The organism is Kamptonema sp. PCC 6506 (assembly GCF_000180455.1).
Taxonomy (GTDB): domain Bacteria; phylum Cyanobacteriota; class Cyanobacteriia; order Cyanobacteriales; family Microcoleaceae; genus Kamptonema; species Kamptonema formosum.
The window spans coordinates 41,013-55,000 of the sequence record NZ_CACA01000351.1 but is presented as its reverse complement, the minus strand read 5'-3'; the positions used below and the strand labels follow the sequence as shown (position 1 = coordinate 55,000).

Sequence of the window (13,988 nt, the reverse complement as noted above, 5' to 3'; positions counted from 1 at the left end):
TCTTTCCCTAGTCCCTGACATCAAAGTGATTATTTTACAAATCCCTATGAGTAAACTCTTTCGCATCTTTACCAACATAACTCGCCGCAATCTGACCATCCCCAACAACTCGATATTTATATGTCACCAACCCCTCTAAACCAACGGGCCCGCGAGGTGGCATTTGCTGAGTGCTAATCCCCACTTCTGCACCAAATCCATAGCGGAAACCGTCAGCAAAACGAGTCGAACAATTGTGATAAACTCCGGCTGCATCGACTTGATTTAAAAATGTCTCAGCGGCTTCTATATCTTCAGTAACGATCGCATCTGTGTGCCTAGAACCGTAGGTATTTATGTGATTAATTGCCGCTTCTAAGCTATCGACAATTTTAATAGATAGGATCGAATCGCTGTACTCTGTTGACCAATCTGCCTCGGTTGCGGCTGCAATCAGTAAAATTTCACAGGTTTTTGGATCGCCCAATAATTCTACTTTCACAGCTTGTAAAGCCTGGGCAACTATCGGCAAAAACTCAGCGGCTATTGCACTGTGAACTAATAAGGTTTCAATGGCATTACAAGCGGCTGGATATTGAGTTTTAGCGTCAATTGTAATTACTACGGCTTTGTTAAAGTCTGCGGCTTTGTCCACATATAAATGACAAATTCCCTCAGCATGACCTAATACGGGAATACGAGTATTTTCTTGGACAAATCGTACAAACGAGTTAGAACCTCTGGGAATAATTAAATCAACATAACCATCTAAACGCAACATTTCTAAAGTTTCTTCCCGCGTGGTTAGTAACTGAACTGCTTCGGGATTGACGGCAGTTTTAACTAATGCTTTATGAATGATTTTTACTAAGATTTCGCAAGAACGAATCGCCTCTTTACCACCTTTGAGAATTACGCCATTTCCTGATTTAATGGCGAGAGATACTATTTGAATTAATGCCTCTGGGCGGGCTTCAAAAATGATTCCTAAAACGCCTAAAGGACAAGTGATGCGCTTCAGAATTAAGCCTTGGTCTAATTCGCGATTAATTTGTACGACACCAACAGGATCGGCGAGTTTGCCAACATCTCGAACACCAGCGATCGCGCCTTGCAATTTCACTGCGTCTAACTTCAGCCGATTGTATAGCGGCTTGGCAATGCCGTCAGCCTCTGCCGCTTGGCAATCAGCCGCATTCGCTGCTAAGATTTCTGGGGCTGCTGTTTCTAAGGCTTGCGCGATCGCTTCGATGGCTTGATTTTTTGCCTCGGTCGATAATACTGCCAGCGATCGCGCAGCTTGGCGGGTTTGGATGGCGATTTCAACCAGAGAACAGGATGCAACTTGAGAAATAGTCATAAAAAAGTTCGGTAAGTGGGAAACGAACGAGTCTTTAGATTGCTAATTAGCCCACAAAGGCTACTGCTAAATCAGCCGGATTCATTTTCTCATAGGGTTCAAAAGGTTGATGAATCCAGGGATTATCCGCTAAATAATCTACATAGTAGTCAGGCTTTGCCACCGAACAAGCTTTGTACCAAAGGACAGCAGTACGGATTTCTTTGATATCCGAACCATAGTGAGTGTTTAGCCAAATCAGACTCTGCTCTAAACTGATACCTGAATCTACTAAATCATCTACCAACAAAACATGAGTCCCTAAATTAGCGGTCGTCATAGTTAAATCGCGTGAAAATTTGATCTCACCGCGCACTTGACCCCCCGATCCACCGTAAGACGAAGTAGCTAAAATTGCTAGAGGTAAATTATAAATCCGCGATAGAATATCGCCAATCCGCATCCCGCCCCTAGCAAGGCAGACAATTTGATTAAATTCCCATTGAGATTGATAAATGTTTGCTGCTAGGCACTCAATTTTCTGATGGTACTCTGACCAAGAAACGTAAAGGTCGCTCATCCCTGGTGTTATTGAGAAGGTAGAAATATATTTTAAGCATATATATGGACTGATGAGGCAGACTTTCCGGTAAAAACCTTTAAGTCTGCCTCTTACCGCTCGCGATGCGGAGTAAATAAAATTTAGGAGTGTCTCAGTTCCGATTGTTGGTTCGATCTTGGTAAGAAGGGACTAGATTTCTGGTTAAATTTAATCAACTACTTTCAGCCAACCCCGGCGAACAGCGTGGAGTAATCGGTTAATGGCGGTTTGATCTTCTTCTGTGAGAGCTTGTTCTAGGAGTGCAGTCCTGAGCTGTTGCCGGTGATTTCGAGTCAATAGACCAGAGTGATACACCTGAAAAACTAGCTCGGCAATAGTAAATTGAGGTAAAAGCGCTTGAGCCATCATTAGATTTTCTTGTAACTCACTTTTTATAGTTTGACTGGTTTCTATATCAAATAATGTGATTGAACGCCTCTACCAAAGTGATAATTTATGGCTGAGCTAGTGATTCATATCAATCTAAGTTTGTGATCGATATCAAAGGTACACAGTTTTGCTTAAGACTGGATAGGATTGTGGCTTCTAATGAACGTTAAAAAACCCGGTTGCTGCGAGCAACCGGGTTATGACCGGATTGAAAGATTATTTTTTCCCACATAGTTAATTGAGTGAATTATTTACAGCAATTGATAAGGTCAGAAGATGATAGAGATAAGAAATAATTAACTCTATTTGCTAGCTAGGAAATTAATCTAAAATTGTTACCCAACCTCGGCGGGTGGCGTGAATGAGGCGATCGATCGCGGCTCGATCCTCTTCGCTGAGGCCACACTCTAAGAGTGCAAACATTAGACCGTAGCGGTCAGTGCGAGTCAGTTTCCCGGATTGACAGACGTGGTAGAACAGTTCGGCGATCGCGCGGTCAGCTTGGAGAGCTTGAGCTTGCATAGTGTTGATTGGAACTCGACAATTCTAATATGTCGCATTTTCCCAAGCACTCTAGTGATTCAACTACTTAAAGATAGGTGATACTTCTCAATGGAATTTGTGAGCGAAGTCGGCGCGATCGAGCGATCGATCTTTGGTTTTTTTGTGATACTGGTCACATTAAATTTCTGTGATTGACAGTAAGCAATTTAGAGATTATCCTATTTTTGATAAAGACCTAACTCCTTGTAGGGGAGAGGTGAAACTCAATTATTGAAAGAAGCTACCAAAACAACAGATCAGCAATTCGCGATTTAAGGAATTGTACTTAGTCTGACCTTCTTTGCGAATTTGGATTAGACCGGCCCCGGCCAAAGTTTTAGAGTGATGGCAAAATAAGGCGAGGCTAATTCCGACAGCAGCAGCAATTTCTGAACTGCTCATTTCCCCCTGCTTGGCTAGAAGCTCAACAATTCGCAAGCGTGTGGGGTCGGAAAGTGCAGCAAAAATCCTCACTCGGAGCTCAGCGTCACTTTTGGCGGGCACTGGGAGAGGTATCGCTTGGAAGTCGTCGCAACTATCCGTCATCAGGAGTTGGTGTGGGGAATTTAAGTTGGTGGTTATCTCTATCTTACGCTGCTAGAGGCTTTTATGAAATAGTTAAATAACTACTTGACTATTGGTGGCAAAGTGATTAAACTTTTTAGTTAAATGGTTGTTTGACTACTTCATTGCAGCAGTCGGCGGTTGAAACCGCTACTACACAAACGAAGTCCGCCTGCGCGGACTCAAAGAATCAATGGGTAATACCAAATCTAGGTTAGTCACCCCCTTTATTAGCAACAATCCGTCATTGCGAGCGAAGCGAAGCAATCGCCTAGTCTAGTCTCTGCGATTGCTTCGCTTTGCTCGCAATGACAATAAAGGGGGTAGTAAAGCCGGATTTGAGATTGCCTGTCTGTCTGTAATTACTCGATCGATATTGCTCTTTCACAGAGGATACTATGGCTGCTACTGAGAAAAACGTTCTTTCGCCTGTTCAAGTTGGCCCTTATTCTTTGCCTAACCGACTGGTTATGGCTCCCTTAACTCGCAACCGGGCTGAAGCGGGTAATGTACCCGGTAAGATGAATGTAACTTATTATACTCAGCGGGCGGGTGCGGGATTAATAATTACGGAAGCTTCGCAAATTGCTCCTGAAGGCTTGGGTTATCCTCAAACACCGGGGATTTATTCGTCTGAGCAGGTGGAAGGTTGGCGACTGGTGACGGAGGCTGTGCATAGTCACGGGGGTCGCATTTTCATACAATTGTGGCACGTTGGGCGGATTTCGCATCCCGATCTACAGCCGGAGGGAGCTTTGCCGGTAGCGCCAAGCGCGATCGCGCCTGAAGGTGAAGCATCTACTTATTCTGGGCCTAAGCCTTATGTTACGCCTCGCGCTTTGGAAATTGATGAAATTCCTGGGATTGTGGAGCTATATCGCAGTGCTGCCCAAAATGCGATCGCGGCGGGTTTTGATGGGGTAGAAATCCACAGCGCTAATGGCTATTTGCTCGATCAGTTCCTTCAAGATAATGCTAACCATCGTCAAGATGCTTACGGCGGCTCGATCGAGAATCGTAGCCGTTTACTGTTGGAAGTAGTGGAAGCAGTGACGAGTGTTTGGGGTGCCGATCGAGTGGGTGTGCGCTTGTCACCTGGCGGTACTTTTAACGGTATGAACGATTCTAATCCTAAAGCTTTGTTTACTTACGTTGTTAACGCTTTGAACCGTTTTGGGCTGGCTTATTTGCACTTGGTGGAACCGAGAGCTTATGAGGGTGTGGCTGAGGAGAAGGCGAACTTAAACACGGCCTATTTCCGTTCTATTTTCCAGGGAACGATCGTTTCGGCGGGGGGCTATAATCGGGAATTGGCTGATGCTGCGATCGCGAGGGGAGATGCGGATTTGATTGCTTTTGGCAGATGGTATATTTCTAATCCTGATTTAGCGGAACGGTTTGCTTTGAATGTGCCTTTAAATCCTTACGATCGCTCTACTTTCTATGGGGGTGATGAGAAGGGTTACACTGATTATCCTACTCTCCACTTACAGACTGCTCAGTAGTCGGATATAAATATAAGACTTACGCAGGGAGTCCCAGAAACCGGGTTTTTGAGAGAATCTGTGGGTCATAACGAAGTATTTTCGTAAAAAAACCCGGTTTCTTTGGTTGGGTGCGTAAGTCCTGAAATAAATGTAATCATGTCATTGGGAAGCGATGCAATTGCAAGGCGCAAGAGAATTGCTTCGCTTCGCAATGACGGCCAGGGGTTGAAACCCCTGTCTCATAGAGAAAGTCCTCTGAAGAGGACTAAAAACTTTCTGATCTTCAGTCGGTTTTAACCGACTTTCGCTATTAGACGGGGGTTTTAACCCCCGGCGGGTTAAGTATGAGGTGGCAAAATTATTACGAACGGGGACGGAAGAAGCGGGGAATGCTAAAAAATATGATGGCGGATACTATGACCCAGAAGGTTATCCCAATAGACCACCAAATAGCACTAGATAGGGTCATAGTATTATCTTTGTTTTGGGGAGAATATACCTGAGTTGAAACTAAGGTAGCAGTTATCCCACTGGCGGCGAGGCCTGTACTGGCAATAAAGATTGTAGTATTTAAAGCGCGATCGCTCTTTGTTTGCTCAATATCAATAATACCTCTCAAGGTGCTAATTAAATTTTCAATTAAGGTTAAATCTGGATTAAGACTTGCCAAATCGCTCTCTATTTGTTCCTGGTACTTCTCCTCTGCAAAGGCTGCAAATTTTTCCAACAAATCTAGCTTAGTATTGGGTTTTTCCTCTAACTTTTTTAGCCGCTTTTTATAATTTCCTAGATTGCTTTTGATTGTCCGCAATTGAATTTCTAGGCTCTTTAATTGAATAGCATATTCTGACAACAATGGTAAGGCTTTTGTCAAATTTTCTTCTAATTCTTGCAAATCCAAGCCTTGAGATTTAATTTGATTTGGCAGTTGCTTTACGGAATCGATCATCAACTTAACTTCAGCAGATTTTTGCTTAAGGTGTGCTTTCAGGTAGCGACTTTGACAGTAAGCCCATACGACCTTATGCCGATAAGACAACAGGCGTGTCAAGTCAAAATAAATCTTTTGAATTTCAGCTCTATTTTTAACAATTTCGTCAGGAGTTTGACTAGCAGGAAATAAGCAAATAATTAGATGATAATTCTCTTGGCTGAACTCCTCCCACTTTTGCCCCCAATTAGTAGGAACGTGCCAATATTCATATATATTTGCTCCTAGAAGTTGCCCAGGATCTTTAAATTCGGGTAGCTTCCAGCTAGAATTAGGACTTAGTTTTTGATAGCATTCTTGAGCGACGCTGAGAGCATCATGATTATTTGCTAATTGCCCCCATACTAGCCAAGTTTGCCCCATAGTTCCGCGCTTATCGCTATCGAGTTCGGTACTATTTGGGTGATGATTGAGATGAGAAATGATGATTTTTTTATTCTCTTGCAATTGAGCTATAGGCTGCTCAATATTATTTTTTCGTTTACTATTATAATCGGCGTAAGTTCCAGAGCTATCGACTTGCAGAGCATAAGTATCACCTAACTGAGTTGCAAAGTAATAGCCATCTAAACCTGGTTCGTCTTCATCAAATCTCTTGGCATAAAGTTGCACAAATTCGGCTTCCGAGTTTTCTTTTTCCCCTAATTCTTTTAGTTTTTTATCGAGAGAATAGGCGATTTCATATTTAACTAATTGAACTTTTTCTCGATCGGGATTTACAGCAACTAACTCCTGAATCTGCCGATCTATTTCGGGGTCAATTTTCCGCCAAAACTGGCGGCAGTTTAGGGCAATTTCTTGATTTTGCCCTAAACCATCGCGCAAGTCATAGAGGAATAGATTGACAGTGGGATAAATTAACTCGGTCATGCTACTGTCCCGTCATGGGAAATTAAAATATTTCTTGATTGTAGTTCCTCTTGAGCTGTTTTTCTGGGATCGCCAGCCTTTAAGATTGTATCGAGCATTTTACTGAAATCTCCACTATCTTTTTTTTCTAATTGCTCGACAATATTGCTAATTTCTGTTGTCATCCCTTCGCTTTCATTATCTATAATTGGAAAATCTGATTTGCTTCGCTCAACGGCTGGCACTTCTAAGATAGCACGAGCATCTTGGTAAATTTGATCAAAGGCGGGATACTTTTCGGCAAATTGATCTAGTTCATTAATCTGATTGAGATTAATACTAGCGAGGTCAGTTTGCTGCTCGTCAGATAGCGGCTCTTTTAATTGGCTGAGAGCAGTTATCAAGGCTATTTGTGTAATCTGTAAGGCTTCCATATTTGGCAAGATTTATCGGGTGATACCTGTTATTATAAACGGTGCCCAGTAGTAAGGGTGTGCATAAAGTTTCAGATCGGGTGTTTGCTTTCTCGCTCTAAAGAGTGCAGCCCGAATATCGGGGCGGATAGAGGAATCTTTGGGCAACTCTTCCATTATAGCTTGATACCATTCTACTAATTTACCAGCGGTTAAGTCGCGCAGCCAGCGAGCAGCTTCATTCAAGGCTTCTACGTCTGATTTGTCTTGCCGTAGTTGATAGAATTTCATCATTACTAAGCCTGCTGCATCTGATTGTACTGTCCACAGGGTACTGGCGACGCGGGAGACTCCACGACTCAAAAAGGCGCTGACTAAACCGACATATTCAGTGGTAATAGTTTGGTTGCCAGTGATGGCGGTTTCGCAGGCGGAAAGGCTGACTAATTCGCATTGGCTGAGATCCATTTCGAGGATATTCTCAACTCTCAGCCGTTGTTTCCCGGTGAGGCAGAAAGCCGATTTGCTGGGGGTGTGGAAGTTGTAAGAAGCGTGCCCAGTAAAGTGAATAATTGAGTAGTTGTCTAATAGGTGTTTTTCGACTTCCGCTAGGGTTACGGCTCCTCTGGCGAGGCGTTGATTGTTGGGGAAGAATCGGCAAATGTACTCGGACTCAACATTCGCAAATGGCAAATCTAGTAAGTTTTTCTCTTCATATTCGCTTTCGCTTTTTGGGTGTTCAATACTCAGTAACTTAACTTTATTAGCCAGCCCATCTTTTTGCTTTTCAGCTAACCCTAAACCAAGTTTCGCACTAGGCAAATAGCTGATGATGAACTCATCACCAAATAAAGCATGAATGGGAAACCGAAGTAAGTCCCGATGGGGAATTAAAATTAAGTTCTTAATCCCCTTTACTGCCTCTTCTATGGTCGCAATATTGAGAATATTGCCCAACTCTTTGAGGGTTTCTTCCAAGTTATCGCGCCAAGTTTGCGCCCCGCCTTCCTGTTTCTCTCCTTTGCCTTTGGCATATTCTTGATTCCACTTTTTCACCCATTTTTCAAATTCATCTAGGCGAGTTAAAGAATCTATTTCTGACTCGATAACGATAGGTGTAGATTCCCCAGATTTAATGATAAAGGTGTGGAGGGCGTAAGGGCTGAGATGCCAGTAAACGGAGGCTATTGCAGGGTTTAAAAGTTGCTGAATTTCGGTATATTTGGGTGAATACTCATCGCTGAATAGCCAAGATAAGAAAGCATTTTTCCCCTCTTCTGCGGTGTTTATAGCTTTTATTAATTCCCCAGATTGAAGGAGTATATCTACTGTTAACTGTTGAAATTTTTCTAATTGATATTGAAGTATTTTTTTCTGAATTGGCTTTTGGGTTTTAGCAATAAAGCGACGAAATGAATCTGTATGATCTCGTTGTAATTGTTTCACTGTTGCAGTTTTCTCTAAACTTAGGGAGCTGTAGTAGTCTGGCTTAATGGCTAAAGCTTTGTCAAAAGAGTTGATCGCACCTTCAAAATCTTCTAAATGTCCTAGTGCAATACCTCGGTTATACCACGCATCGTGGTAGTCGGGTTTAAATTTAATAGCTTGGTCAAAAGAGGCGAGCGCTTCTTCATATTGCCCTAATTGATCGCAAAGTAGAATACCCCGGTTATTCCAAGCTTGGTAGAAGTCAGATTTAATGGCTAAAGCTTGGTCAAAAGAGGCGAGCGCAGCTTCCAAGTTTCCGAAGTGTGCCAGTGCAATACCTCGGTTATTCCAAACTTTGTGGTCGTCACGTTTAATAACTAACGCTTCGTCAAAACAGGCGATCGCTTCTTCAAATCGCTCTAATTTGAACAGCGCAAAACCTCGGTTATTCCAAGCTTCGTGGAAGTTAGGTTTGAATTTAATGGCTTGCTTATAAGATGCAATCGCTTCTTCAATTCGCCCTAATTCATACAGCACCAAACCTCGGTTATTCCAAGCTTGGTGGCAGCCAGGTTGGAATTTAATAGCTTGGTCAAAACAGGCGATCGCTTCTTCATTTCGCCCTAATTTTTTCAGCGCCCCACCCCGGTTATACCAAGCTACGTCGTCGTCAGGTTTGAATTCAATCGCTTTGTTGTAAGAGGCGATCGCACCTTCTAAATCCCCTCTCTCATATTGCAAATATCCCCGATTAAACCACGCATCAGCATCTTCATTAATCATCTCCTTTTCCCTTTGCGCCGTCTATTTTGTTTAGTATTTGTCGCACTCTGGCAGTCTAATGAATTTGATTATACTATAATCCCATTTTTCATAAAGACTGAGTTTGTTCATCCAACCTCCGAGATTTTACTCGGAAAATAAGTGTTTTATCGATCGGATAATTCACTAATTGCCATACTCCGGTTATGCCAAGCTTCTTGGTAATCCGGTTTAATAACTAAGGCTTTGTCAAAAGACGCGATCGCACCTTCTAAGTCTCCTAACTGTCTCAGGGCAACGCCCCGGTTATTCCAAGCTTCGTGGTAGTCTGGTTTAATAGCTAAAGCCTTGTCAAAAGAGGCGATCGCGTCCTCAAATCGCTCTAAGCTATTCAACGCAATCCCCCTATTTATCCAAGCTTCGTGCTTGTCGATTTTCAATTCAATCGCTCGATCGTAAGAGGCGATCGCGTCTTCAAATCGCCCTAAGTTTTTCAGCGCAATCCCCCGATTATTCCAAGCTTCGTGCTTGTCGATTTTCAATTCAATAGCTTTGTCGTAAGCAGCGATCGCGCCTTCAAATTGCCCTAATTTTCCCAGTGCCATGCCCCGGTTATACCAAGCTTCGTGGTAGTCTGGTTTAATAACTAAAGCTTTGTCGTAAGAAGCGATCGCGCCTTCAAATCGCCCTAATTTTCCCAGTGCCACGCCCCGGTTATACCAAGCTTCGTGGTAGTCTGGTTGAATCGCTAAAGCTTTGTCAAAAGATGCGATCGCGTCTTCAAAATCTCCGAATTTTCCCAGTGCAACGCCCCGGTTATACCAAGCTTCATGGTAGTCTGGTTGAATGGCTAAAGATTTGTCAAAAGAAGCGATCGCTTCTCCCAATCGCCGTAAGCGATACAGCACATTACCTCGGCTATACCAAGCTTGGTACAAGTCAGGCTTAAATTCAATCCCTTTGTCGTAAGCAGCGATCGCTTCCTTATATTGCCCTAATTCATACAGCGCCTCACCCCAATTATACCAAACTTTGTAGAAGTCAGGTTGGATGCCAATGGCTTTCTTGTAAAAGGCGATCGCACCTTCAAAATCCCCTTTTTCATATTGCAAATATCCCCGACTAAACCACTCCTCAGCCTTTTGATTAACCATCTTAATTTCCCTCTGCGTCCTCTGCACCTTTGCCGTTAATTTCTCTTCCCAAACCATCCCCAACAAACACCGCCTCAATCACCTTCCCCCGCCAATCTTCCTCAACAATTGGCAGCGGAAACTTAGCTAAAATCCTCTTACCAAATTCCCCCGCAACTCCTCCCAATTCCCCACCGCGAATTTCACTCAACAATACCAACCGCCGCGCTAATTCCTGATGCGATGTAATAGATGGGTTATCAATTGCTAATAACCTCTCACCAAACTGCCGCAACCAAGCCGCTAACTCCGTCTCCTTAACACCTTTCACCATCAAAAACCCGGCCACATTCCCGCTGCTAGTGCCTCGATCTACCTCTTCTAATAGTTGCATAAAAATCGCCTCATATTCGGCATCAGTCCGGGTGAGACGCGGTGGCGCTACAGGAGTGCGACGGCTGCTATTATCCTGGGGAAATAAGGGAAAAATAATCAGTAGTTGTTGAAATAATCGCTTGATATATTGCCAAATTTTGTTTAGCATTTGTCGCACTCTGACCGTGTAATAACTTTGATTATACTATAATATTAGATCAAAACCATCCCTATTTTAGGTACATAGTTGCGCTTCAGCGCTTAGGGGAGGGTTAGAGCATCGACTACGTACCTTAAGATTGCATCAAAGAATATGGTAAACTCCGAGAGTAACAATCAAAGATATTGATGCCATGACGCGATTTATTCACGATCGCTTTGCCAAAGAATACTTGGCAGAAATGCTGTCACCAATAGGCACTGTTAATATTGGTCGTGATGTCACTTCCGAAGTCCGAGAAATAGATGTTTACTTTACTCCCACCACTGTCACACCAGAATATGTAGAAACATTGGGAATCTTGGGAAAAATGGCAACAGCAACGGCAATTTTTGAGCCATTTCGCAACCCAGTAAGTGTCAGCGAAGTTAACAGTTGCCTCAGCAAATTATGGGATGTCCGAGGAGAATTAGAAAGACAAGCTAGAAGACAAAATACCCGCTGCGAAGAAGCAGAAATGCCCAAACTGTGGATACTCACCCCCACAGCATCAAAAGTATTGTTAGATGGGTTTAATGCCACACCCGACAACGAGAATTGGATGCAGGGAATTTATTTTTTAGGGGAATATTTGCGAACCGCCATAGTCGCGATCCACGCCTTGCCAGAAACTCCCCAGACGCTATGGTTGAGAATTTTGGGTAGAGATGGAGTACAACAGCGAGCGATCGCACAGTTGAGCAGCCTCGCATTGGATGACCCGATGCGAATTAATGCGCTAGAATTATTATATCGGTTACAATCGAACTTAGTAACCGATAGCGAACAGCAATTAGACACAGAAGATCGGGAGTTAATTATGGCGATCGCACCACTTTTTCAAGAACAATTGCAACTTGCCAAACAGCAAGGTATCGAACAAGGTATTGAACAAGGTATCGAACAAGGGATCGAACAAGGTAGACAAGAACAACAACGCTTAATTTTAGCAAATTTTCTGCGAGAAAGATTTGGAGAATTGCCCCCGGAAATAGCAGCACTTCTCTCTCCAGTATCTACTATACCTGTGGCGGAATTTACTCGGCTGTTACTGGAAATATCCATGCTAACAATAGATGAAGTAGGACTGCAACAGGCAGTAAGACTCTTAACAGAAAATGGAGAAAGGTAGAGGTATATCTGCTAATGACAGTTTATTTCTTTTTTCCTAATTTCCACTCTTCCCATTATATTTCATAACTACGCACGTCTCGCCAGAAACCGGGTTTCTTTGTAGATTTCTAGTTTCCAAATGAAGATTTTTCTGAGAAACCCGGTTTCTTTGCATCAGCTCAGATCCTTATACTCTTAATACTACTTCAAAATCAAATAATATAACTCCCCAGTAGCATTAATTAACCCCGCCCTATCCCCCGCTAAATCTCCAGTCCCCATAAAAACATCCACTCTCCCAGGCCCTTTAATCGCTCCTCCAGTATCCTGATCTAACACATATCTACTAACATCAACTTGTTCTAATTTACCCTCTTGATTTTGATAGGGAATCCGAGTATTAATCAAGGCTAAAGCACCATGAGGCATCAAAGATTTATCCGTAGCAATCGAACGTTCAGGAGTCACTGGCACGCCTAAACTACCCGTCGCCGGCGCACCGTTTGTTTCCCTAAAAAATACAAAACTTTCATTTCGGGGCAAATACTTATTCATATCCGCAGGAAATTGTTGAAAATATTGAGTAAGCCTAATTAAAGTCAACTCTTCTAAAGTAAATTTTCCATCTTTAACTAATTCTCTGCCCACGCCAGTATAAGGGCGATCGGTTTTGCTAGCATAACCAACAGTCATCACATTACCATCAGTTAATTGCAACCTGGCAGAACCTTGAACGTGAACTAAAAAAGCTTGAAAGCGATCGCGCAACCAAACTAATTCTAACCCCCGCAATTGCGTTGCGCCCAAACCATCCGCCCCTTCTAACTGCAACCGCGTCGGGTGCGGTTTCGGCCAAGAGGCTAAATTAGGAGGTAAGCGATAAAGGGGATAGCGATATTCCGCCGTCGGTTCCCGCGAAGCGCGGTAAATTGGCTCAAAATAGCCCGTAAAACCTACAGTTCCCTTACCATCTTTGCCGACAGCTTGATAAAATACAAATTCTCGCTTGACAGATGCTTGCAATTGTGCTGGAGAATTAGAACTAACAACTAATTGGCGAAAACGTTGCAAAGAAAGGCGAACGCGATCGCGCGTAATACCTGCGATCGCATACTTCTGATAAGCAGCAGCAGCCTTGGGCGATTGCAAATAGGCTAAACTGTAATCAATCGCAGTTAGAAGCGATCGCTTATCTCCCGGTTTACCCGCCTCGCCCCAAATTTGACCATCTAAACCTAAAATATCCGACCCGCTAACAACATCCAAGCGATCGGGAGTCATCCGTTGTAGCGGCGGGACATTAGCAACAACCGCCAAAGATAAAGCAATAGGAAACAGACAGCCACAAGCGAACAGGCGGCCCAGAGAGAATATAGAATAAGGCATAAGTATAGCAACCGCTTTCAGCGGTTAGGGGCTAGGGGCTACGATGCTCAGGGCTAGGGAAAGAAGGGAAAGAAGGGAATAGAATAAGCGAGTTTCAGGAACTCAGAATGTATTAACCGACGAAAGCGGTTGCTGTAGTATTCGACCTAAGTTAGAGAGGTTTTGCCTTATTCGTCTACGTCTGAAAAATCAGGCCTAGAACTATAAACAGGTTCCACACGAATAGCCATCACGCTACCGGGGCGAACCACCATATACTCATTTTCCCGATTTTTCATCGGGACATTAACAAATTCTTTAGAGTCAAATTTGGGTACAATCACCCCGCTGTACCACTTCTGAAAATCTTGCAGCGTACCGAAACGCACCTCTTGCTGGTGGCCGCCTTCTAGCATCAGGTGTACGACAAATTCATTAGGAGTTCTGGGCATACAGA

At 43.4% G+C, this 13,988-nt stretch carries 14 protein-coding genes; 2 read left to right on the top strand and 12 right to left on the bottom strand.

Translation table 11 applies throughout. The features are described 5' to 3' along the window. Nucleotides 1-34 precede the first annotated feature (34 nt). The 5 genes from OSCI_RS24845 to OSCI_RS24825 form a co-directional block, all read right to left on the bottom strand. Nucleotides 35-1,339 carry a glutamate-5-semialdehyde dehydrogenase gene (locus tag OSCI_RS24845; protein ID WP_007357962.1) on the bottom strand — a complete coding sequence of 435 codons (1,305 nt, stop codon included), beginning with the start codon at nucleotides 1,337-1,339 and terminating at the stop codon, nucleotides 35-37. A gap of 46 nt (nucleotides 1,340-1,385) precedes the next feature. Continuing rightward, nucleotides 1,386-1,898, bottom strand: a complete 513-nt coding sequence (locus tag OSCI_RS24840) for a phosphoribosyltransferase (protein WP_007357961.1) — start codon at nucleotides 1,896-1,898, stop codon at nucleotides 1,386-1,388. Between the two features lie 189 nt (nucleotides 1,899-2,087). Continuing rightward, on the bottom strand, nucleotides 2,088-2,288 hold the full coding sequence (locus OSCI_RS24835; RefSeq protein WP_007357960.1) for a hypothetical protein: 201 nt from the start codon (nucleotides 2,286-2,288) through the stop codon (nucleotides 2,088-2,090). Between the two features lie 342 nt (nucleotides 2,289-2,630). Further along, the gene (locus OSCI_RS24830; protein ID WP_007357959.1) at nucleotides 2,631-2,831 is read right to left on the bottom strand and encodes a hypothetical protein; all 201 of its coding nucleotides are present in this window, start codon (nucleotides 2,829-2,831) and stop codon (nucleotides 2,631-2,633) included. Between the two features lie 249 nt (nucleotides 2,832-3,080). Continuing rightward, nucleotides 3,081-3,398, bottom strand: coding sequence for an ArsR/SmtB family transcription factor (locus OSCI_RS24825; protein WP_007357958.1), 318 nt, complete (start codon nucleotides 3,396-3,398; stop codon nucleotides 3,081-3,083). Between the two features lie 416 nt (nucleotides 3,399-3,814). Here OSCI_RS24825 and OSCI_RS24820 point away from each other — a divergent pair, with 416 nt between their 5' ends. Next, on the top strand, nucleotides 3,815-4,921 hold the full coding sequence (locus tag OSCI_RS24820) for an alkene reductase (protein WP_007357957.1): 1,107 nt from the start codon (nucleotides 3,815-3,817) through the stop codon (nucleotides 4,919-4,921). A 343-nt stretch (nucleotides 4,922-5,264) separates the two neighbouring features. Here the strand turns inward: OSCI_RS24820 and OSCI_RS24815 are convergent, their stop codons facing one another. The 5 genes from OSCI_RS24815 to OSCI_RS24795 form a co-directional block, all read right to left on the bottom strand. Next, nucleotides 5,265-6,764 carry a hypothetical protein gene (locus OSCI_RS24815; RefSeq protein ID WP_007357955.1) on the bottom strand — a complete coding sequence of 500 codons (1,500 nt, stop codon included), beginning with the start codon at nucleotides 6,762-6,764 and terminating at the stop codon, nucleotides 5,265-5,267. Further along, a complete protein-coding gene (locus OSCI_RS24810; RefSeq protein ID WP_007357954.1) occupies nucleotides 6,761-7,177 on the bottom strand; it encodes a hypothetical protein in 417 nt (138 codons plus the stop codon). Before OSCI_RS24810 ends, OSCI_RS24815 begins: the two co-directional genes overlap by 4 nt. 12 nt (nucleotides 7,178-7,189) lie before the next feature. Beyond that, nucleotides 7,190-9,367, bottom strand: a complete 2,178-nt coding sequence (locus OSCI_RS24805) for a CHAT domain-containing protein (RefSeq protein ID WP_007357953.1) — start codon at nucleotides 9,365-9,367, stop codon at nucleotides 7,190-7,192. A gap of 146 nt (nucleotides 9,368-9,513) precedes the next feature. Then, nucleotides 9,514-10,500, bottom strand: a complete 987-nt coding sequence (locus tag OSCI_RS24800) for a tetratricopeptide repeat protein (RefSeq protein ID WP_007357952.1) — start codon at nucleotides 10,498-10,500, stop codon at nucleotides 9,514-9,516. A gap of 1 nt (nucleotide 10,501) precedes the next feature. Then, a complete protein-coding gene (locus OSCI_RS24795) occupies nucleotides 10,502-11,023 on the bottom strand; it encodes a hypothetical protein (protein WP_007357951.1) in 522 nt (173 codons plus the stop codon). A gap of 184 nt (nucleotides 11,024-11,207) precedes the next feature. On the opposite strand from OSCI_RS24795, the gene OSCI_RS24790 reads away from it, so the two are divergent. Next, nucleotides 11,208-12,185, top strand: coding sequence for a hypothetical protein (locus tag OSCI_RS24790; protein WP_007357950.1), 978 nt, complete (start codon nucleotides 11,208-11,210; stop codon nucleotides 12,183-12,185). A 182-nt stretch (nucleotides 12,186-12,367) separates the two neighbouring features. Here OSCI_RS24790 and OSCI_RS24785 read toward each other — a convergent pair whose 3' ends face one another. Next, a complete protein-coding gene (locus tag OSCI_RS24785; RefSeq protein WP_007357949.1) occupies nucleotides 12,368-13,552 on the bottom strand; it encodes a murein transglycosylase A in 1,185 nt (394 codons plus the stop codon). Nucleotides 13,553-13,719: 167 nt separating this feature from the next. Then, complete coding sequence (locus OSCI_RS24780) at nucleotides 13,720-13,983, bottom strand: hypothetical protein (protein WP_007357948.1); 264 nt, start codon at nucleotides 13,981-13,983, stop codon at nucleotides 13,720-13,722. Nucleotides 13,984-13,988: the final 5 nt, after the last annotated feature.

Bases quoted from the DNA above. Each gene is read 5' to 3' on its own strand.
- OSCI_RS24845 (WP_007357962.1), bottom strand. From the start codon at position 1,339: ATGACTATTTCTCAAGTTGCATCCTGTTCTCTGGTTGAAATCGCCATC.
- OSCI_RS24840 (WP_007357961.1), bottom strand. From the start codon at position 1,898: ATGAGCGACCTTTACGTTTCTTGGTCAGAGTACCATCAGAAAATTGAG.
- OSCI_RS24835 (WP_007357960.1), bottom strand. From the start codon at position 2,288: ATGATGGCTCAAGCGCTTTTACCTCAATTTACTATTGCCGAGCTAGTT.
- OSCI_RS24830 (WP_007357959.1), bottom strand. From the start codon at position 2,831: ATGCAAGCTCAAGCTCTCCAAGCTGACCGCGCGATCGCCGAACTGTTC.
- OSCI_RS24825 (WP_007357958.1), bottom strand. From the start codon at position 3,398: ATGACGGATAGTTGCGACGACTTCCAAGCGATACCTCTCCCAGTGCCC.
- OSCI_RS24820 (WP_007357957.1), top strand. From the start codon at position 3,815: ATGGCTGCTACTGAGAAAAACGTTCTTTCGCCTGTTCAAGTTGGCCCT.
- OSCI_RS24815 (WP_007357955.1), bottom strand. From the start codon at position 6,764: ATGACCGAGTTAATTTATCCCACTGTCAATCTATTCCTCTATGACTTG.
- OSCI_RS24810 (WP_007357954.1), bottom strand. From the start codon at position 7,177: ATGGAAGCCTTACAGATTACACAAATAGCCTTGATAACTGCTCTCAGC.
- OSCI_RS24805 (WP_007357953.1), bottom strand. From the start codon at position 9,367: ATGATTAATGAAGATGCTGATGCGTGGTTTAATCGGGGATATTTGCAA.
- OSCI_RS24800 (WP_007357952.1), bottom strand. From the start codon at position 10,500: ATGGTTAATCAAAAGGCTGAGGAGTGGTTTAGTCGGGGATATTTGCAA.
- OSCI_RS24795 (WP_007357951.1), bottom strand. From the start codon at position 11,023: ATGCTAAACAAAATTTGGCAATATATCAAGCGATTATTTCAACAACTA.
- OSCI_RS24790 (WP_007357950.1), top strand. From the start codon at position 11,208: ATGACGCGATTTATTCACGATCGCTTTGCCAAAGAATACTTGGCAGAA.
- OSCI_RS24785 (WP_007357949.1), bottom strand. From the start codon at position 13,552: ATGCCTTATTCTATATTCTCTCTGGGCCGCCTGTTCGCTTGTGGCTGT.
- OSCI_RS24780 (WP_007357948.1), bottom strand. From the start codon at position 13,983: ATGCCCAGAACTCCTAATGAATTTGTCGTACACCTGATGCTAGAAGGC.